Below are 19,883 nucleotides of genomic sequence, written 5' to 3'. Positions count from 1 at the left end.
CATCGTAATATCAATAATACGCAGCTTTTTTCCAGAAATATATGGAAGAATTAGTTTTTAGTCCAAATTGCCTTGAACAAAATCATCCAGTGTTCTTATCCCAGCTACAATATCCTGTTCAGTTATCTCCATCGGCATTTGCTTCATGCTGTCTCCTTTAACCATTGATTGCCGAGTAATCGCCAACAACTGGGTATCATCCTGCAGCTCAATCCCCATTTCTGCACAAGTTGTCGGTAAACCAAGTGTACGAAAGAAATCGACATAACGCTTTAAAGTCTGCTTGGATTGCTTCTCCAAAACAAGCTGAACGAGTGTTGTGAATGCCACCTTTTCTCCATGCAGAAGCTGATCCGCTTTTCCATGAATCGCTGAAAAGCCATTATGCAGTGCATGAGCCGCTGCCAGTCCGCCGCTCTCAAATCCTAATCCGCTCATCAGAGTATTGGCTTCGACGACTGCATCAAAAGCTGGTGTTACTACTCTATTCTTATTATCTTCTATCGCCTGTAAGCCATAAGTAAACAACACTTCTTCACATTTCTCTGCGATAGCCAAAGCAGTCAGCGTTGGTGCTTTTCCCAAAATATTTTCCCCTTGTTTTTTCCAAACAGCTCGTGCTTCAATTGCTGTTGAAAGCCCGTCAGCAATTCCCGCAGCTAAAAGTCGTGCAGGAGCGTTGACAATCACCGCTGTATCTACAAGCACCAGCTCAGGATTTCTGGAATAGAAGTCATATTTCTTAAAGCGGCCGTCTGTTTCGTAAAGAACAGAAACAGATGAGGTCGGTGCATCCGTTGAAGCGGTTGTAGGAAGAACTGCTAGCTTCACCAGCTGCTTCGCGGCAATTGCTTTTCCTAAATCGATGATTTTCCCACCGCCTAAAGCCACAAGAACATCGATATGTTGAGCCTCCAGCTTCTGTGACAGCTCTTGTATCGCCTCTGAAGATACCTCGCCGGAAAACACCTCCGAGACAACATCCAATCCGGCTTCTTTTAGATACTTCACATAATCATTTCCCAGCATGTCCCACACAAAGGAATCTGTGAGTAATTGTACCTTCGTACCTAATTCTTTCAAGTACTCCGCGCTTTGCTGAAGTACATGCTCTCCTTGAACATATTTCGATGGACTAATAAATAGTTTTTCCATACTCTTCACCTCTTTACTATTAGTTTGGCATATCCGTTTCTCTCTAGCAATCATAAATCTATGATTATATAAAAAAAGAAGATGCCATAGAACTATTTTTCTTAAAAATGAGGACCTCCAATTCTAGCGGTAAACCGTTAAGAATTGAAGGTCCTCGTTGTGATTCTCGAAGTACACGGATATTGGCGCACCGTTAATTTTGTTTCAAGAGTGCGGGATTTACGACTGTCCCACTCTCTCCAACGTTTACGTTCTCTCTTCTAAACGTTTTTTCTGAATCGTCACTATATCATTTAAATCATACGGTGTTAGCTGATAAACATCATTCAACCAATTGCGATACAGCAGGTGAGCATGACTGCGCCAAGTATTGCATATACCCTTTTCTACCGAGTCCTCAATGAAATAATTCTCCGGTAAATCAGTAGCCAGTCCCTTTTCTTGGTCGCGAAGGTATTCCTGCTTTAAAGAATCTGTATCGTATTCAAAATGTCCTAACAAAAAAATGTCGTGGTCATCATTAGATATCAATATCGTCCCGCCAATTTCAGGATTCGCAGCAATCACACGTATCAGCTTAGAATCAAGCTGCTTCTCATTGATTCCTGTATACCGAGACTGCGGGGTATCAAACCGATCATCAAACCCGCGAAACAGTCGATGATTGCCCGTTGGATATTGACTGTAAATCCCAAACAGCTTTTTGTCATAGCTGCTCTTGTCCACCTGATAGTGATGGTACAAGCCCGCTTGAGCTCCCCAACAAATATGAATAACAGAGGTTACATTCGTTTGGCTCCAATCCATGATTTCCATCAATTCCTGCCAATAATTTACTTCCTCAAAAGGCAGCTGTTCCACAGGTGCACCGGTAATAATCATGCCATCATAGGTTCTATCTTTTATCTCATCAAATGACAGATAAAACTGAGCCAAATGTGTCACACTGGTATTCTTATGCTCATGCGATGAAATTTTCAAAAAATCAACATCAATTTGCAAAGGACTTTGACTGATTAAACGAAGCAATTGTGTCTCTGTATCAATCTTATTTGGCATCAAATTCAAGATTAACAGCTTCAACGGACGGATGTCCTGTGTTGCTGCCCGCTCATTATCGATTGCAAAGATATTCTCTTGTTCCAACACCTGCTTTGCAGGAAAGTTTTCAATCAACTTGATTGGCATAATGCTTAAGCCTCCAATTGTTCAAATGCTTGTTTCAAATCGGCAAGAATGTCATTGATATTTTCTATTCCACAAGAAATGCGGATTAATCCCGGAGAGATTCCGGCTTGTTTTAATTCCTCATCGGATAACTGGCGATGAGTCGATGTTGCAGGGTGTAACGCACACGTACGTATATCTGCCACATGGACTTCCAAAGAAACAAGTGATAAGGCATCCAGCCATTTCGCCGCAGCTTCTTTGCCGGCGCCTACCTCAAATGAAATCACGCCGCACAAGCCATTTGGCACATACTTCTGCGCCAACTCATAATTCTGATCGCTTTCTAAACCAGGGTAAGTAACCGAAGAAACAGCTGCCTGCTCCTTTAAAAATGCAGCAACAGTCAACGCATTTTGATAATGACGATCCATTCTGACAGCCAAAGTCTCCATGCCCAGATTCAGCAGGAAGGAGTTTTGCGGCGAAGGTGTCGCACCTAAATCTCTCATCAGCTGTACCCGTGCTTTTGTAATGTATGCGGCCACACCAAAAGTCTCTGTATAGACCAAATTATGGTAGGTCACATCCGGTTCACTCAGCTGAGGAAACTTGCCGTTGGCCCAGTTGAACTTCCCGCTGTCAACAATAACTCCGCCAGTTTGGACCGCATGACCATCCAAGTATTTTGTTGTACTGTGAATAACGATATCTGCTCCGTACTCGATTGGTCGACAGAAATACGGTGTCGCAAAGGTGTTATCAATGATGAACGGCAGCTCTGCTTCATGTGCCAACTGAGCAAACTTTTCAATATCGAGAACATGCATGGCTGGATTGGCAATCGTTTCAGCAAAAACAGCTTTAGTATTTGGACGAATCGCTTTTTTTAGCTCCTCCAATGAAGCCGTCTGATCGACAAACGTTACTTCAATACCCATCTTTCTAAAGGTATGGGCGAAAAGATTGAAGGTGCCACCATAAACATAAGAAGATGAAACGAGATGGTCACCTGATTCTAAAATATTTAAGATGGCAAAGAAGGTTGCCGCTTGTCCCGAAGCTGTACACAGCGCACCAACGCCGCCTTCCAACGCTGCAATTTTTTCCTCTGCAGCATTTGTTGTCGGATTCCCAATCCGAGTATAAAAGTACCCTGCCGTTTCCAAGTCAAATAGCTTGCCAATTTCCTCTGTCGAATCATAAGTATACGTGGTACTCTGAACGATTGGAGCCACTCGCGGCTCACCATTTCCCGGCTGATAGCCGGCATGTAAACATTTTGTTTCGAATTCCATAATTAATCCCTCCATGATTTTTCTGCTTCATTTTTTGGTTACTTTTGAAAATTACGATAAGCAAAAAGCTCCCGTCTTTTCCGTAAAATTACAGAAAAGGACGGGAGCCTGAACTCCGTGTTACCACCTTTTTTTACTACAGCTTTACAGCTGCAGCCTCCATCAGTACAAATGAAATAAAGCTCTCATCAATACTGTCATGCTGTAACGGGCATTCCCGTTGACCGTTTATCGTAACGACTCACGACCACTTGCTCAAAGACCATCTTCCAAATTGCTTCCTCTGCTTCTTCTCACCTATCGAAGCTCTCTTTAAAATTCGTCAATCTGTACTCTTCTTTTCAACGCGCATAACCTATGTTATTGCATACACTATACTTGATTTTATACATCCAGTCAATAAGAAAAAAGCCTATCGCCAAGCTAAGGAGCTTATAGCAATACAAAAAAAGCAGCGAAAAAATCATTCCCCAGATTCCTTCGCCACCCAATTTATTTTACCATAAAGAGTAAGTCACTCTCTTATTTTATCAGCTCAGCCAATCGTTTTTCCGCTTCTTCCTCACTCAAGTGATGTGTCTGCACATAGCGATTTGCAGGATGCTGACTACATTCCGGTGAACAGCCGCCTAAATGTTTTGCTTCATTTTCTTCGGAAGCAAGGATTTGCCTGTTGCAATAAGGATTAGAGCAGTTGACATACCGTTCACATGGAGTCCCATCGAACCAATCCTTCCCGATGATTTGCTTATCCACTTTATTGATTTCAACACTGATTCGCTCATCAAACACGTACATTTTTCCATCCCAGAACTCGCCCTGTGTTTTTGCATCTCGACCATAATTTGCAATACCGCCGTGAAGCTGAGCTACATCCTCAAAGCCCTCACGCAACAGCCAGCCGGAAAACTTCTCACAGCGAATTCCTCCTGTGCAGTAAGTAACGACTTTTTTATCCATAAACAGTTCTTTATTTTCACGAATCCATTGTGGCAATTCTCTGAAGTTACGAATATCAGGACGAACTGCCCCGCGAAAATGACCCAAGTCATACTCATAATCATTTCTAGCATCTAAAACAATCGTGTTTTCATCAATCAGCGCTTCCCGAAACGCTTCAGGATCTAAGTATTGCCCGGTCAGTTCCAAAGGATCAACATCATCCTCTAAATTCAGAGCAACCAGCTCTTTTCTTGGACGAACAAACAATTTTTTGAAGGCATGCTCTTCCGCAAAATCCACCTTAAAAAAAGTATCCTTGAATCGTTCATCCGCAAGCATCGTCTCCATATATTGATTTGTTTCTTCTACTGTTCCTGATAGTGTCCCATTAATTCCTTCATTTGCCACCAAAATTCTGCCCTTTAAGTGCAACGATTGACAAAATGCCAGATGTTCCTTCGCAAACAGTTCAGGATCTTCGATCGTTGTGTATTGGTAATATAAAAGCACTTGGTAATTCATTGTAATTCCCCTTTATCTAATAATAAGATAGCTCTCTGACTTCATGTCCTTATGAATCAGCAAGCAATTCGTATGAGATACTCAATCTTTGGAAATATAGAAAAGAAAAAGTATCCGGTTCTCAATTATTCATACATAAAAAAATGCTTCGACTTTTCTACTCATACCTCATCAGTATATAAAATAGAAAAGTCGAAACACCAGATTTATGCTTGTAGGAAATTACACAAGAGTAATGTAGGCTTTCTACCTATTTAGCCATCTCTATTTTCCATTACCTGAACGAATAAGTTTCAATATTACTTCGTACATTCTGAAATAGCTATTGAGGGGGTTCCTTTTTGACCTTTTGTTTTACGGTACCTGACATCGATTGCTGTTTTAACAGATAAACGGCGGACTTCTCTTCAAAAATACTCGGAAACAGGCTGAACAGCTCAGCTTGTTTCCGAGTATTTATCGTTTCACTTTTCGATAGTCATTCTGCTGTTTCTGGCCACGTTTACTGACCGGATACAGCAAAATAATTGCCGTCATTATCCGCAAAATTAAATACTAACTCTCCACCAGGAAGCTGAACCAAATCTCCGAGTGTTACATTTTTTTCCTTCATTCCTTTATACAGTCCAGTAATGTCTTCACTGAAGAACATCAAGGATGGTGTATTTCCGGCAACTTCCGGGGAATGTTGCTGAATAAATGCCAGCTCATACAGGACGATTCTCGTAGAGGAAGTCTCACTTGGTGCAATTTCGACGACAATCGTTCCATCAACTGCATCTCTTTCCTTTTCGATAAACCCAATACCTTGCCAGAAATTACTTGATTCATTAACATCATTTACATACAACATGATTTTTACTTGCTCTGTGAACATTTACGCTTCCCTCCAAGTTTTATTCCTTATTATCATATACTTACTCTATTCAGTGCAACAAAATAGCTTTCACTTTTGAATAGAAGCGAAAAGTTTTTTGCTCGGACGATTCTCTTCTGCACATCCGTTACTGTTTAGAAAAAAATCACTAGAAGGCTCTTTCTGCCTTTACGCCAAAAGCAGTCGTCGGAATCATTCTTATTCATTTAGAATACAGTAATCAGTTCACTTTTATTCTCCATGATATAAGCCCGTTCATCCTCAGACAAGGCTTCAAAGCTGCCGCCATACACATTCGTCAATTGAGAGTCATCATTCAATTTCATGATGTAGACAGAGTTATCATCAGAGTCATTGATAATCATTGCAAAAGAGCCATCACTAAATTCTGAATAGTACCAAGTACCGGCAGAAAAATCAGCGAACTCTTCATCGACATGTGCCAGCAGCAGCTCTTGACAGCTTTCTGTAGCGTACTCTTTATTATCGGCAATCGTAGCTCTACGTTCGTCTGTATCCTGTTCAATCAGGTAATAGATAACAAAATATTTCAAGGTCATGACAGGTCTGACTCTGACAAATATATCCAATTCTTTGATTTTTTCTTTATCTGTTTCCGTCCAACCGGCACCAAAAACATCTAGGATTTTTTCATCCTTGTCCTTTAAAAGAACATACTCAACATTCTCCTGAACAGAAACAATTTGATAGAAATAATCTGTATCATCCTCTGTAAACATACGCTGGTCTGAATAAATATCATCCAATATAGCCCCTTGATAAACGGCTTTATCCTTCAGATGCTTTTTAAACATTTCCTGTGCTTCCTCTGCGACATTCTCTTCGATGAACTGTTCTCTTTTGTCCTGATCCTCAAGAATTAAGAAGTAGTACGCAAACTTATCCGGTTCATAAATCCATTCTTCCTCAACCGTAGTCGATTCAATCGTCTTGATAATATCAATTTCTTCTGAGAAGGATTCGTAGGTCTCACTGGATGTTGTTTCAATCGTTTCTTTACTGCTGTCAGCAGTCTTTTTAGATTGTCGAATGTATACTTCTTTACCATTGCTTAAACGCTCACCATTTTTGCTCAAGGTAAATGTAAGTACGTTTCCTGTTTCCGGTAATTCATCTTCCAACAGCTTCTTTATGACCTTTGGATCATCAATTTTTGCCGTGAATCGGTTCTCATCAATCGTAATATAGCGATCAATTTCCTTATCAGACAAGGCGCCAAAATCTGTCTTTACCGTTTCACGGGCAATCTCTTGAAAACTACTTTCTAGAGCAGAGCCTTTTGCATATTCAAAGTACCTTTTAAAGCCAGAAATCTCATTGTCATAGATACGCAGCTTGTTGCCTTTGATTTTGACATTGCTATACGTGTAGCTCATTTCATCCTTTGTTAAATCTTTGATTTCTGAATAAATCGACATCGTTACTTCATTTTTTTCATTAATGATCAGCTTCTGTTCAATCAAATCCGATCCGCGCAGCTTCCACTCACCTACGAATTTCTGCTGTTGACTGCTGAACTTGTAAAAGCCAAGCCCACCAAGAATTACTACGATTAATAATACACCTATACCAAGTAACAAACGTTGTTTCTGTCCTTTTTTCATCTTTCTTCTCCTTTATAAATCATCTAAATCTTTTGTTTCTTCCAATGCGATATCCGGAATAAATGTTTTACGCCCAATTTCCCTACCACTCTTCGTATTGTAAGCGGACAATACGACACTTTTTTTACTATCAATTAGTTTATATACCGCCACAGCAGTAATCGTCTTTTCAGGCTTCACCTTTGATAAGCCTTTATCATACAGCGTGTTAAATGCCGAGTTATACGGTGGAAGTGAAGCATCTAACGTTTCAACCGTATCATCCAATTCCTGACTTGCTCCAAACGATTGATTAAACTGATCAGAAGCAGCCAAAAGCTTATTGCTGAGGTTGGTAAATTCATAGGTAAAAACAATAAGATTTAGTTCTTCATCATGACCATAAGTCATCGTTGAATCGATTATTTTAATGCGATAATCAGTTGTTTCTACAGTCCCCTTCTTAAAACGCTCTGTTACTTCCTCTTGCTCCGTTGATCCGGATGTTTCTTTTATCTTTTCTGTTGTCGTTTGACACCCTGTAAACAACAATAGGCCACTCAACAAAAAAGAGAGAACCCATTTCTTTTTCATTCTACACTCCCCCCAATTGATTATCCGCGTTTAACCCATTTACCCTGTCTCATATTCCATAAATCAACCGCCAACAACCCCTGCTTTTATAAAATACAAAAATTTTGTTCAACATTAAAATACCTGTATCAAAGTAAATGTTTCAAACACATTACTTTAATAGTAGCAGACAGTTAAGCAAGCCGTCTATATCAATTCCAAAGTTTTCTTCACTTTTGCTCGCAGTTTATGTTATGCTAAAAAACAATTAGTTAGCAATAGGAGGAGAAATAAATGAAATTGACTGTTTTAGTAGATAATAATGTCTACATCGATCATTATTATTATGGCGAGCCGGCGTTATCTTTTTTTATTGAAGATGGGGATGAAGCTATTCTTTTTGATACCGGCTATAGCCATGTCTTTTTTGAGAATGCCAAAAAGCTGGGGATTGATTTAACCCGTAGCCAAAAGCTGGTTCTTTCACACGGCCATAACGATCATACCGGCGGCCTGGTTCACATCGATACATTATTTACTCAACAGAAGCCTGAAATAATCGCTCATCCATTAACCTTTTTTCCAAAACGAGCAGAAGAAGGAGCAATCGGCTCTCCCGAAAGTGCCGAAAAACTACAGAAAAATTACACACTGACTCTATCCAAGGAACCTTTGATGGTCTCTAAAAACATTACATTTCTAGGAGAAATCCCTCAGCTAGTTGACTTTGAACCACGCCAGCAAGTAGGTGAAACCAAGCTGACGGATACCTATAGTCCTGATTACGTACTCGATGATTCTGCTCTGGTTTTCACTGGGAAAGATGGCATCTACATTATTACCGGCTGCTCCCACAGCGGTATCTGCAACATTTGTGAATATGCCAAACAAGTAACAGGTATTGATAAAATTGCCGGTGTGATTGGCGGCTTTCATTTATTTGATGAAGACGAACAGCTGGAAAAAACTATCGACTATTTAAAAAGCAATAACATTCCTGAGCTTTTCCCTTGCCACTGTGTTTCCTTTGCTGCAAAATCAGCGATTCATCAGGAAATTCCTATCGGTGAGGTGGGTGTTGGAATGAGCGTTGAATGGAACTAACCAACACATCATTTCTGATAGCTGTTTCAAAAGACTATGGTTGATTTTTGCCATAGTCTTTTTCCTTATTCTCCACGATTATTTTACTATTTTCCATTTACATACATACTGTATGTATGTTAAATTATAGTTAACTAAAAAGGAGGAATTAAAATGACTACAAGCTTTTATCCTGTTCTGATGAGTGCAACTATTGAAGAAACGAGCAAATTTTTTATTGATCTTTTCCATTTCGAGGTAACCTATACAAGTGAGTGGTATGTTAGTCTAAAAAATAAGCAAGGGTTTGAACTGGCTGTAATTGACAGCACGCATGAGACGATTCCTAAAAAATACCAAGCGAACTGCAAAGGAATTATCTTAAACTTCGAGGTAGAAGATGTTGATAGTGTCTATGAGGAGCTGCAAAAGACTGAAGCAAAGATTCTAATGCCAATCAAGGATGAGGCTTTTGGACAGCGACACTTCATGATTGAAAGCCCAGATGAGCTGATTATTGATGTGATTCAAAATATCCCCCCAAGTGAAGAATATTTGGAAAGCTATGCAGCTGAGGAGAACGAACATGCCTAAAAATAAGAAAGAATTGGCTTCTATTAAAACAACACAAAACCTAATCGCTATAGCCAGAAAACATTTTTCGAAGTATGGCTATGCAAAAACTTCCCTTGAAGCAATCGTAGAGGAGCTGGCAATAACAAGAGGTGCACTTTATCACCATTTTAAAGGAAAAAAAGAATTATTCTTAGCTGTACTAAACCAAGTACAAACGGAAGTCGGCGCCAATGTTGAAAAGGAAGCAATGACTTCAGAAGACATTTGGGAGCAGCTAACACTGGGTTGTGTTGGCTTTGTAGAGGCTGCTACCCTTGAGGCCAATCGTAGAATTCTGCTGATTGACGCACCCAACGTGATTGATTGGACGGAATGGCGAAAAATCGATAATGAGAACTCTGTGGCTTTGCTTGAAGAACAACTGTTAGTCATTCAAGAAAAAGGAGAATTGGTTGCGTTGGATACTCGACTGATGGCCCATCTGATTTCAGGTGCGTTGAATGATTTGTCACTTTATCAAGCAGAGTCAGATAGTTTAACGAAAGATGCGATACAGGACGCGATTACGTATTTATTGAAAGGATTTAGGGTAAATGGGCATGAAGGTTAAGGATTATTACGACTATAACTATGCACATGATTTAGCAGAGAAAATAGGGCTTGTTTATCCGGCGTTTCCGACAGACAGTTTTCTCTCTTTCCTTAAGCCTACGCTTGAGCAGCTTGAGTTTAATGATCGACAGACCTTGCTGGCGCAAGCGCTGAAAGAAAGTATTCCTCTTAATTACCGTGAGACAATCCAGATTTTCGAAAAGATTTTAGGTCCGGAGTTAGAAGGAAGTCTTGGCATGTTCACAGAAGGGTACTGGCTGTGGCCGATTGGAAAATATGTAGAATTATATGGAGACCAGGACTTTGAAACCAGCACTGCATTCAGCAAAGAACTGACCAAACGCTTCACCAGTGAATTCTGCATGCGCCCTGTCATTCTCGCCTTTCCGGAACAAGCAATGGCGCTTCTTCTGAACTGGAGCTTAGATGATAACAAGCGTGTCCGACGCTTGGCTAGTGAGTGCTTACGTATTCGCCTCCCTTGGGCAAAAAAGATGTATGTTGCACTTGATTATTTTGATAGCTATTCCCAATTATTGACGAATCTAAAGGACGATTCAGATAAAACGACTCAAAAAAGTGTCGCTAACAATTTAAATGACCTGTACAAAGAAGACCCTCAGAAATTTGCGCAGATCATCTCCTCTTGGGAGACAAAAGAGATGACAAAGGAATGTGTCTGGATTATCAAGCATGCCTCACGAACGAAAAGAAAACGAGAATCAGAGCTACAGGAATAGTAATCTAAAACCAACAGGTATCACTAGCGATACCTGTTGGTTTTTTGGTCTTTCACTCTTTCTCTTCTTCTATCAGCCATGGCTGGGCGGATTGCTTTATTCAATCCAGCTTTTGATTTATTGAGGAATCACCTGCATAAGCAAATTGATGATCCATTAATTTGAATGAAGAACTTTCACGATCAACCAACCCAACTATTTGGTTACTTTGATAAAGTTCCAACAGTAACTCTGCTGCCTCCTCACTGGAATGATAGGTCCCAAATGCCTCATCATAATCATAGTTCTTTCGGTTATTAGCGATTTGTCCAAACTCGGTTTTGGTCGCTGCCGGCGCAAAAACTTTTACTTGAAGAGGAGAATGGGCCTCTTGCAGCTCCAATGCCAAGGCTTCTGTAAATGCGCTGACATAGAATTTACTGGCACAATAAGTAACTGCTGTTGGAACCATCGTGTAGCCGCCTGCTGAAGATACATTGATTAGCTGTGTTCCTTCTTCCAAGTGATATTTTCTCGTATACAATATAGATAACAATGTAATCGCCTCGATATTCAGTGAAAGAAGCTGTTTAGTTTTTGCCAGCTGTTGTTCATGAACCGCTCCATAATGCCCCAATCCGGCATTATTTATCCACGCTTCGATGAAGTATCTATCCATATCATCAAACAGCGCCTCTACTTCTACACTGTCCATAAGATTTACAGACTTTATAACAATATCAAGTTCTGGATATCGAATAAGCAGTTCTTTCTTCAACTCCTTCAATCTTTCTTCTCTTCGTGCAATCAATATCAACGATTTTCCCAGCTCTGCAAATTTTTTGGCAGCTGCCCAACCTATTCCTGAACTGGCTCCTGTAATTACTACATATTTTTTCATAGATAGTCCTCCTTAATGTTGTAGGTCTCACTTTACATGCTGGAGTATACTCTATGTCAATTAGAAAAATAGAAAAGCTGAATGAGCTCAGGCAGCTTCCGAACAATAAGACAAAACGACTCCTAATTGGCTAGCTCCTTTTTAATGGAGTGACACTCTTATAATACCTTTACCTACAAAAATAGAGTGAGTTTTTCAAAAAAGAAACGTAGCTCCCAATCAATTTCCCTATAGCACGAAACAAAAAAACTGATTCCCAAAATATAAGAATCAGCGGTTCCTTTTCTCATCATCAATCATCTGTTGGTAAATCGTCATCTTATCCATGAGAAAATCCAGGTTCTGATTGATTTCCTCTCTTCGTTGTATTAGCAGCTCGTGTTGGGTATTAAGCAAATCAAATCTAGCTGTTACAGTATGCTCACCTTGATACCTTAATACAGCGTATTCTTTCATCTTTTTAATTGGCATCCCCGTCTGCTTCAACCTCTTGATAAATTCTATCCAGTGAACATCTTTGTCATCATACACTCTACGGTTAATCTCATTACGCTTTGGAATAATCAGCGTTTCCTTTTCATAATAACGTAAGGTGTCAATTGACAAGCCTACTTTCTTTGAAAATATACCGATTTCATATACTTCTTCCTTTTTGTTATTCAGTATACACACCTGCTTTCTTTTCCTGCTGATTAGCCAAAGGAAAACTAAGCTTAAATGTAATGATACCTGAGGCTAATTCAGCACAAATGCTGCCGTTCATTGACTGGATAATCGTTTTACTGATAGAAAGCCCTAACCCCAGATGGCCTTGATCATTTGCTCCGCTTTCAGTATAAAAACGCTCAAAAATTCGTTCAATTTCCTTTTCGCCTATAGTAACTCCGTCGTTACTTATAGACAGTTGAAATTCATTTTCTTTTATTTCAGCAGATAGTAAAAGTAAAGATTTAGTGTATCTGTACGCATTGTTCAAAATATTTTGAATCGCTCGATCCAACTGATAGTTGTCAATCTCAATTATCGAATCGTCTTCTAAAATTGGCAATTCTACCAAATCCAGCTGAATTCCTCTAATTTGACATTCAGATGCAGTTGTTGAAAAAAGTGCAGCTATCCAATTATGACAATTCACAGGAGTGGTTGCTATACTCAAATTACCTGTTTCTACATAGCTTAATTCAAGCTGTTTAGATAATTCAGTTAGCACATTCAGCTTATTTTCCACTACTTTCAAGTATTGCTGCTCCTCTTCCTCGGAAACAGCTAAACCATCTTGCAAAGCTTCAATATAGGCGGCAATTGAAGCAATCGGTGTCCTTAAGTCATGGGAAATACTGTTAACAAAGTTTTTCCGCTCAATCTCAAACTGTTGCTGCTCCAGCTGCTGCTCATACAAACGAGTCCTCATCTGATCAAAGGCTGATACAAACTGACCAATTTCATCGTTTTTAGGATAAAAGATTGGCTGTGAAAAGTTCCCTGCTGACAATCGATTCGCTTCATTTGTTAAGTGATGTAAAGGTTCAATCAGTCTTTTCTTAATATAGATAATCGCATAAACTGTTATAAAAAGCGATGGGATTACAATAATCAAGAGGTAAACAAGCGAATAGAACGATGCAGCAAACAATAATAGCATCGCTGGTAAAAAGCATAAAATACAACTAATTAAGAGTAAATGCCTTGTAATACTATTCGTCATTCTATCCCTCCATCAAAACGATATCCCGCACCACGAACAGTCGTTATACCGTTATCCTTGCCAAGCTTTTCCCTGATTTTTTGAATGTGGATTGTCACTGTATGATTTTCCCCATACTCATGTACACCCCAAACGTGATGATAAAGCTGTTCTTTGCTCAATACCTGTCTTGGGTGTTTCAATAAACAAATCAATAAATCAAACTCCTTTGCTGTCAAATACAGCTCCTTATCCTCACGCATAACTACTCGCGAGACCTCATCAACTGAAATATTGGCAAAACGAAACCTCTTCTTGTTGTTTATAGGTTGGTTGGCTTCTGTCCGACGAAAAAGAGCTTCTACTCGCGCCACCATTTCCTTCATAGAAAAGGGCTTTGTCATGTAATCATCAGCTCCGATTTTCAGTCCTAAGATGCGGTCTAACTCTGTTTCTTTTGCACTGATAATAATAATCGGTACCATAGAGACCGTTCTTACCTGTCGGAGAATTTCCAAGCCGTCCGTTCCGGGAAGCATCAGATCCAGTAAAATCATATCCGGCTGAAGCATACCAATCATAGTCAATGCTTCACTGCCATTGGACAATAGCGAGACACTATACTGCTCATTCGCAAGATATTTGCGAATCATTTCCGCAAGCTCAATCGCATCTTCAATCACCAGTATTCTCTTTCTATCCATAACATTCCTCCGACTTCTATCCAGTTTACACATATTATCTATTCACATCTGCCTATATAATATATGCAGTATATCATAAAATATGCCACCAATTATTTCTATTTTTACATCACTTGCTCACGATTTGGAGCGCTCAATTCAAAGGAAAATATCCTTCTTTTTAAAATGACGCATCGTTGAAAATATCAACACAAAGGAAAACAATATAGCTCCTGCCAAAATCCAGCCTATCAAACTATTATTTGTTCGAAGTAAACCAGGAAATACCACTGGCCAAAGAGTTGGCAGATAATTACTCAAAGGCTCAATCGACTCCAAAATAAACTGCAAAATGACTACGCCAAGAGAAAGACCTACAGCAACAGCTTCATTATCAAAAAAGATGATTGAAAAAATAATGAAGCTAAGCAAGCAACAGACCCCCGCCAGAACACCGAGAGCAATAATGAAAAATGAACCAATCCATTGAGCTTCCCACTTTAGTGATAAGGCAAATGCAACAACTGTTGTAGCTGATAAGTGGAGGATAAAAAAAGCAATTCCGGCAATACCTGAAATAAGTAATTTAGCAAATAAATAATTGTTTCTGCTTACATGAGGCAGTACGTTTTTCATTGTTTTATAATGATAATCATGACCTAGTATATCGCACATGGTATAGCCGCAAAGAAGCCACCCGATTGGCCGAAAGAACGCCAAGCTCCTATCCACAATATCTATTCCAGCAAGCCCTTTTTGAGACAGCAGCAACGCACATAGCCCACTAACAATAAATACTGTGGCCAGAATTAAGTAATTTCGTTGCTGAAAGAAAAACTTTTTCATTTCATATAGCAATTGTTTTTTCATAACTCCTCTCCTCATCTAGACATATAGGTCTTTTTTTCGGAATAACAGATAGCCAACTACACCAAAGAACAAACCATAAATCAGCAGACTAAGAAGACTTTCCATAATTTTCGTTGATGGCTGTTCAAAAATATCTACACAAAAGAAATACATTTGATGAAAAATTGTATACTGTTTTATTGCGGGAAACAGTTCAGTATATTCACCAATAATTAAAAGAATCCCTGTTGCAATCACACTCTCCAACAATCGATTACAGCATGTACTGATAACTAAAACAATCAACGAAAAAATAAAATAACTTAAAGCAAATGCCGCGCCACTTATCAGGGTTAAAATAACCCCGGCACTCCCACTTAATCGCTGAGAATGAAAAACCAACTGATCGCCCCAGCCGAAAAACAGCAAACCAACCACATAACTTAATGTAATCATCATTAACGTGATTACTATAGAAAAAAGGAGCAATAATAACAGTCGAGTAATATAATAAACACTTCTGCTAACGGGTCTCAGCAAAACAAATTTAACGGTGCCTTCACTCCGCTCCTGAACAGTGATTTGGGCGGTGTAAATTGCAATGAATATTCCCGTAAACAAATAACTTGCCTGAAGATGCTGAATAGGAAAGGATTGGGCATTTCCAACAGATAAAACTGTACCTTCACTACCATAAAGCTTGAAGAAAACTGCAGATAATAAGTAATTGATAAAATAGATGCCCATATAGACCGCCATGCTTCTTGAAAACAACATCCTTTTTGTCTCAAACCACAATAATATACCCATCTTTTTCATTTCTCTGCCTCCTCTACGGCACAAAAGAAAACATCTTCTAAATTATCTGCTTTGTATTTTTTTAAAAGAGCAGAAACTTTACCGTTCTCAATTAATCGCCCATTTTGAATAATAGCTGCCCTGTCGCATAGATCCTCGATTTCCCGAAGCATGTGACTGGAAATCAAAAATGTAATCTGCTCCTCTTTTGCTAAATGTTTAATCAATCTCTTCATTTCCCGCAAACCAACCGGATCAACCCCATTCGTTGGCTCATCCAATAAAATCAATGCCGGTTGACAAAGTAATGCATTAGCTAATCCCAAACGCTGCTTCATGCCAAGTGAAAAGGTTTTAACTTTTTGCTTTTTCACCTCTTTCAGCTTAACAATATCCAACACCTCATTGATTCTTTCAGAACAAATTTTTGAATCAGATAATGCACCACTCAGCTTTAAGTTTTGCTCCGCAGTGAGGTTCAAATAGAACGCTGGATTCTCAATAATACTGCCTATATAGGAAATTGCCTGCTGTTGTTCCTTATCAACAGAATATCCGTGCACCTTGATTTCTCCGCTTGTAGGAAAGACCAACCCACTAATCATGCGTAAAGTCGTTGTTTTTCCGGAACCATTTGGACCGAGGAATCCATATATCTCTCCTTTTCTTAAAGAGAAACTCAAATCATCTACAAGTATTTGATTCCCCAGCTTTTTTGTCAGATTGCTTAATTCCAATATATGATTTTCTTTTACTACCATCCCTTATCTCCTAACCTATAAAAATTTGACACTACCAACGCTTGTCTAACTCTTACTCTAGCATTGAACAATAAAGCCGCTGTACAGGAAAAATAAAGTTTTGATAAAAATCGTCTATTGCCTCCGAAAATAGCATTTAGATTGCCTGTAAAAAAGCTACTTGTTTAATAAGTGTGTCGTTCGTACAACTACTTTAGAAAAGCTGAATGAGCTCGTGAAACTTGGCAGTGCCTCTTTTTTTCCTTCCTACTCCTGATATCTCTGGAGTGACACAGCTTGAAAAAATTTATAATACCTTTATCCATAAAAAAAGAGCATCGACTTAACCCGTCGATGCTCCTACTCATTTTATCCATTTATAACTGATTATTTAGAAACAACTGAAATCCGTTCTTTACTATGCTTACCGTTTTCGATTTCATCGATCATGGCAATCGCATAATCAGCATAGCTGATAACACTTTCCCCTTCGCTGTTCACCGTCAGCTCTTCACCTGCCACTTGATAGCTGCCTGTTTTCTCACCGTCCGCTTGAAAATCAGCTGCCGGACTAATATATATCCAGTTCACATCATCACGTGTTTTCAACACATCAAGCGCTTTTCCCATATTTGATGCCAGCCCTTTAAAAGCGTCAGGAAAATCCGGTGTATCCATCAACTTGATTGTATGCTCTGGATTCACATACAAACTGCCTGCTCCACCAACTACCAATAAGCGTGTAGCTGTTCCGCTCAAGCTATCTGCTAAATGCTTCAAAGAAGTTTGATGCTCGTCCAGCTTATCAGGATCGAACACTCCAAAGGCATCTACAGCAGCATCAAAATCCTGCAAATCCTCCCTCGTCAAATCATATAAATCTTTTACCAGCTGATTCTGAGCCTTTGTTTTATTTTCATGACGGACAATAGCTGTCACCTCATGACCACGTGCCACTGCTTCCTCTACTATTAAACTTCCTGCCTTACCATTTGCTGCAACGACTGCGATTTTCATTCTTTATTCCTCCATTAATTCATATTCCCACTTGTTTTTGTAGGTCGTTAACCTTATAATAGCTCCATAAGTCACTAATGTAAAGTAAGCACTTTTTTGTTACCTAGGTACCCAAAAGTAACCTTTAAAAAAGGAGGAACAGAATTGAATAAACCATTACCTAAATGCCCGGTTGAAACAACCTTAATGCTCATCAGCGATCGTTGGAAGGTTCTTATTCTCCGCGACTTGATGGATGGAACAAAAAGATTTGGCGAGCTGCAACGCTCGATTGGTACGATTTCTAAAAAAGTTCTGACAAGCAACCTACGAGCGATGGAAGCAGATGGCTTGTTAACCCGAGAGATTTTTGCAGAAGTACCACCAAGAGTTGAATATACCTTAACCGATGTTGGCTACAGCTTAAAATCGATACTGGATGCCATGCTGGACTGGGGCACCTCTTACCAAGAGCTGGTTGAAAACCAAGAAGTTGGTTGACCAATCAGCAACTCTAAAAAATGAACGACAAAAAGACACTACCGGGAATCCTGTTTTTTTCCCGGTAGTGTCTTTCTATTATTCAGTCATTATTTTGCTTCTACTACTAACTCTTCATCCGTAAGAACTGACCGATCCAGCTGATCGATGCGCGAGCTGGCTACCATACCGGCTACCATACTATCGCTAACATTCACAGCTGTTCTAGCCATATCAATCAATGGTTCTACAGAAATAACCAAACCAACGATTGCTACCGGAAGATTCATTGCGCCAAGAACAATCAATGAAGCAAACGTTGCTCCACCGCCGACGCCGGCTACACCAAACGAACTGATTGTTACGATTGCTACCAGCATCAGAATAAATTCCAAACTGAAGACATCAATCCCTACAGTTGGTGCAACGATCGTTGCCAACATTGCAGGATAGACGCCGGCACAACCATTCTGACCGATTGACAAGCCAAAGCTGGCTGCAAAATTTGCTGTTGTTTCATCAACACCCAGCGCTTTTGTTTGTGTTTCAATATTTAAAGGCAGTGCCCCTGCGCTTGATCTTGAAGTGAAGGCAAAGCTCAATACTGGAAAAGCCTTCTTCAAATAGTTCAACGGGTTAACCTTGATTGCTGTCAAAATAACTAAATGAAGCAGCAGAACAACGATCAATGCAGCATAGGATGCCACGACAAATTTACCTAAATTTAGAATTGCTTCGAAATCACTTGTTGCGACAACATTTGTCATCAACGCCAAGACCCCATAAGGTGTTAAACGTAAAACAAGTGTAACGATTCTCATAACGATTTTATACAAGCTATCAATCAAGTTAGCAAAAAATTCTGCTTCTTTCGGCGCTTTCTTCTTCACACCCAGATAGGCAATCCCTACAAAGGCCGCAAAGATAACAACTCCGATTGTACTTGTTGCTCGAGTTCCTGCAAGATCCGCAAAAACATTTTTAGGAATAAAAGACAGAATTTGTTGAGGGATAGACAGATTTTCAATAGTTTCCTGTCTAGTTGCCAATTCTGCGATACGAGCAGTTTCTGCTGTACCTTCAGTAAACTGTGCTCCCTGTAATCCAAATAAAACGGTACTGCCGTAACCAATTAAGGCAGCAGCTGCTGTCGTTCCTAATAAAGTCGCCAAAACGCTAAAGCTGATTTTTCCCAGCTTGTTCGACTCCTTCATTTTTGTAAATGCTCCTACGATAGAAACAAATACCAATGGCATTATCAGCATTTGCAGTAACGCCACATAACCATTACCAATGATTCCGATCCATTCCATTGCCTGAGTAGTAATATCGCTTTGCGTACCAAAAGCGATTTGAATAATTGCACCCAATACGATACCTACGCCTAACGCTGAAAATACACGTGTTGAGAATTTCAAGTGTTTTGCCTGCATCCGATAAAAGGCGTATACTACACCAAGAAATGCAAGAACCACTAAAACTGTGATGAGTGTTGTCATTTTTTTCCTCCCATGTTCATTTATTTTAATGACAAGTCCATCAAAGGAAGTAAAGGTTCCCGGCAGCCGCTCTTCAGCAGCTGCCCTGAAAATAATTCAGTGATACAGTCATTTTAACTTATTAA

General features: G+C 39.6%; 21 protein-coding genes and 1 other annotated feature. Of the genes, 5 read left to right on the top strand and 16 right to left on the bottom strand.

Annotated elements, in window-relative coordinates; genetic code table 11:
• Nucleotides 1-57: 57 nt before the first annotated feature.
• From IW510_RS09230 to IW510_RS09200, 7 genes are all read right to left on the bottom strand, one after another.
• Nucleotides 58-1,155 carry a glycerol dehydrogenase gene (locus IW510_RS09230; protein WP_202058862.1) on the bottom strand — a complete coding sequence of 366 codons (1,098 nt, stop codon included), beginning with the start codon at nt 1,153-1,155 and terminating at the stop codon, nt 58-60.
• 246 nt (nt 1,156-1,401) lie between these two features.
• Complete coding sequence (locus IW510_RS09225) at nt 1,402-2,343, bottom strand: homoserine O-succinyltransferase (RefSeq protein ID WP_202058860.1); 942 nt, start codon at nt 2,341-2,343, stop codon at nt 1,402-1,404.
• A 5-nt stretch (nt 2,344-2,348) separates the two neighbouring features.
• On the bottom strand, nt 2,349-3,620 hold the full coding sequence (locus IW510_RS09220) for an O-acetylhomoserine aminocarboxypropyltransferase/cysteine synthase family protein (protein ID WP_202058858.1): 1,272 nt from the start codon (nt 3,618-3,620) through the stop codon (nt 2,349-2,351).
• Between the two features lie 93 nt (nt 3,621-3,713).
• Nucleotides 3,714-3,974, bottom strand: a binding site (T-box leader).
• 168 nt (nt 3,975-4,142) lie between these two features.
• Nucleotides 4,143-5,084 (bottom strand): oxygen-dependent tRNA uridine(34) hydroxylase TrhO, encoded by a 942-nt coding sequence (gene trhO, locus IW510_RS09215; protein ID WP_202058856.1) that lies wholly within the window; start codon nt 5,082-5,084, stop codon nt 4,143-4,145.
• A 502-nt stretch (nt 5,085-5,586) separates the two neighbouring features.
• Nucleotides 5,587-5,961, bottom strand: coding sequence for a VOC family protein (locus IW510_RS09210; protein WP_202058854.1), 375 nt, complete (start codon nt 5,959-5,961; stop codon nt 5,587-5,589).
• Between the two features lie 206 nt (nt 5,962-6,167).
• Nucleotides 6,168-7,586, bottom strand: coding sequence for a hypothetical protein (locus IW510_RS09205; protein WP_202058852.1), 1,419 nt, complete (start codon nt 7,584-7,586; stop codon nt 6,168-6,170).
• 12 nt (nt 7,587-7,598) lie between these two features.
• Entirely contained in the window at nt 7,599-8,159 is a 561-nt protein-coding gene (locus IW510_RS09200; RefSeq protein WP_202058850.1) for a DUF5067 domain-containing protein, read from the bottom strand.
• Nucleotides 8,160-8,432: 273 nt separating this feature from the next.
• Between IW510_RS09200 and IW510_RS09195 the strand changes: the two genes are divergently transcribed.
• The 4 genes from IW510_RS09195 (at nt 8,433) to IW510_RS09180 (ending at nt 11,149) form a co-directional block, all read left to right on the top strand.
• Nucleotides 8,433-9,242, top strand: a complete 810-nt coding sequence (locus IW510_RS09195) for an MBL fold metallo-hydrolase (RefSeq protein WP_202058848.1) — start codon at nt 8,433-8,435, stop codon at nt 9,240-9,242.
• Between the two features lie 153 nt (nt 9,243-9,395).
• The gene (locus tag IW510_RS09190) at nt 9,396-9,815 is read left to right on the top strand and encodes a VOC family protein (protein WP_202058846.1); all 420 of its coding nucleotides are present in this window, start codon (nt 9,396-9,398) and stop codon (nt 9,813-9,815) included.
• Nucleotides 9,808-10,407 carry a TetR/AcrR family transcriptional regulator gene (locus IW510_RS09185; RefSeq protein WP_202058844.1) on the top strand — a complete coding sequence of 200 codons (600 nt, stop codon included), beginning with the start codon at nt 9,808-9,810 and terminating at the stop codon, nt 10,405-10,407. Before IW510_RS09190 ends, IW510_RS09185 begins: the two co-directional genes overlap by 8 nt.
• A complete protein-coding gene (locus tag IW510_RS09180) occupies nt 10,391-11,149 on the top strand; it encodes a DNA alkylation repair protein (RefSeq protein WP_202058841.1) in 759 nt (252 codons plus the stop codon). Before IW510_RS09185 ends, IW510_RS09180 begins: the two co-directional genes overlap by 17 nt.
• Before the next feature lie 100 nt (nt 11,150-11,249).
• On the opposite strand, the gene IW510_RS09175 is transcribed toward IW510_RS09180, so the two are convergent.
• The 8 genes from IW510_RS09175 to IW510_RS09140 form a co-directional block, all read right to left on the bottom strand.
• A complete protein-coding gene (locus IW510_RS09175) occupies nt 11,250-12,029 on the bottom strand; it encodes an SDR family NAD(P)-dependent oxidoreductase (protein ID WP_202058839.1) in 780 nt (259 codons plus the stop codon).
• Between the two features lie 270 nt (nt 12,030-12,299).
• Nucleotides 12,300-12,695 (bottom strand): MerR family transcriptional regulator, encoded by a 396-nt coding sequence (locus IW510_RS09170; protein WP_442896409.1) that lies wholly within the window; start codon nt 12,693-12,695, stop codon nt 12,300-12,302.
• A complete protein-coding gene (locus IW510_RS09165) occupies nt 12,685-13,734 on the bottom strand; it encodes a HAMP domain-containing sensor histidine kinase (protein WP_202058837.1) in 1,050 nt (349 codons plus the stop codon). The genes IW510_RS09170 and IW510_RS09165 overlap by 11 nt, the downstream gene beginning before the upstream one ends.
• Nucleotides 13,731-14,417: a response regulator transcription factor gene (locus tag IW510_RS09160; RefSeq protein ID WP_202058835.1), complete on the bottom strand. Its 687-nt coding sequence runs from the start codon at nt 14,415-14,417 to the stop codon at nt 13,731-13,733. Before IW510_RS09160 ends, IW510_RS09165 begins: the two co-directional genes overlap by 4 nt.
• A 138-nt stretch (nt 14,418-14,555) precedes the next feature.
• Nucleotides 14,556-15,266: a hypothetical protein gene (locus IW510_RS09155; RefSeq protein WP_202058833.1), complete on the bottom strand. Its 711-nt coding sequence runs from the start codon at nt 15,264-15,266 to the stop codon at nt 14,556-14,558.
• A gap of 15 nt (nt 15,267-15,281) precedes the next feature.
• Nucleotides 15,282-16,064 (bottom strand): ABC transporter permease subunit, encoded by a 783-nt coding sequence (locus IW510_RS09150; RefSeq protein ID WP_202058831.1) that lies wholly within the window; start codon nt 16,062-16,064, stop codon nt 15,282-15,284.
• Complete coding sequence (locus tag IW510_RS09145; protein WP_202058829.1) at nt 16,061-16,804, bottom strand: ABC transporter ATP-binding protein; 744 nt, start codon at nt 16,802-16,804, stop codon at nt 16,061-16,063. Before IW510_RS09145 ends, IW510_RS09150 begins: the two co-directional genes overlap by 4 nt.
• A 366-nt stretch (nt 16,805-17,170) precedes the next feature.
• Nucleotides 17,171-17,800 (bottom strand): NAD(P)-dependent oxidoreductase, encoded by a 630-nt coding sequence (locus IW510_RS09140; protein ID WP_202058827.1) that lies wholly within the window; start codon nt 17,798-17,800, stop codon nt 17,171-17,173.
• Nucleotides 17,801-17,986: 186 nt separating this feature from the next.
• Between IW510_RS09140 and IW510_RS09135 the strand changes: the two genes are divergently transcribed.
• The gene (locus IW510_RS09135) at nt 17,987-18,280 is read left to right on the top strand and encodes a winged helix-turn-helix transcriptional regulator (protein ID WP_202058978.1); all 294 of its coding nucleotides are present in this window, start codon (nt 17,987-17,989) and stop codon (nt 18,278-18,280) included.
• A gap of 89 nt (nt 18,281-18,369) precedes the next feature.
• Here the strand turns inward: IW510_RS09135 and IW510_RS09130 are convergent, their stop codons facing one another.
• On the bottom strand, nt 18,370-19,758 hold the full coding sequence (locus IW510_RS09130; protein ID WP_202058826.1) for an L-cystine transporter: 1,389 nt from the start codon (nt 19,756-19,758) through the stop codon (nt 18,370-18,372).
• Between the last annotated feature and the right edge of the window lie 125 nt (nt 19,759-19,883).

The sequence above is a fragment of the Enterococcus sp. BWR-S5 genome, from assembly GCF_016745255.1.
In the GTDB taxonomy this organism is placed as follows: Bacteria; Bacillota; Bacilli; order Lactobacillales; family Enterococcaceae; genus Enterococcus_L.
This window is presented reverse-complemented; position numbering and strand designations above follow the sequence as displayed.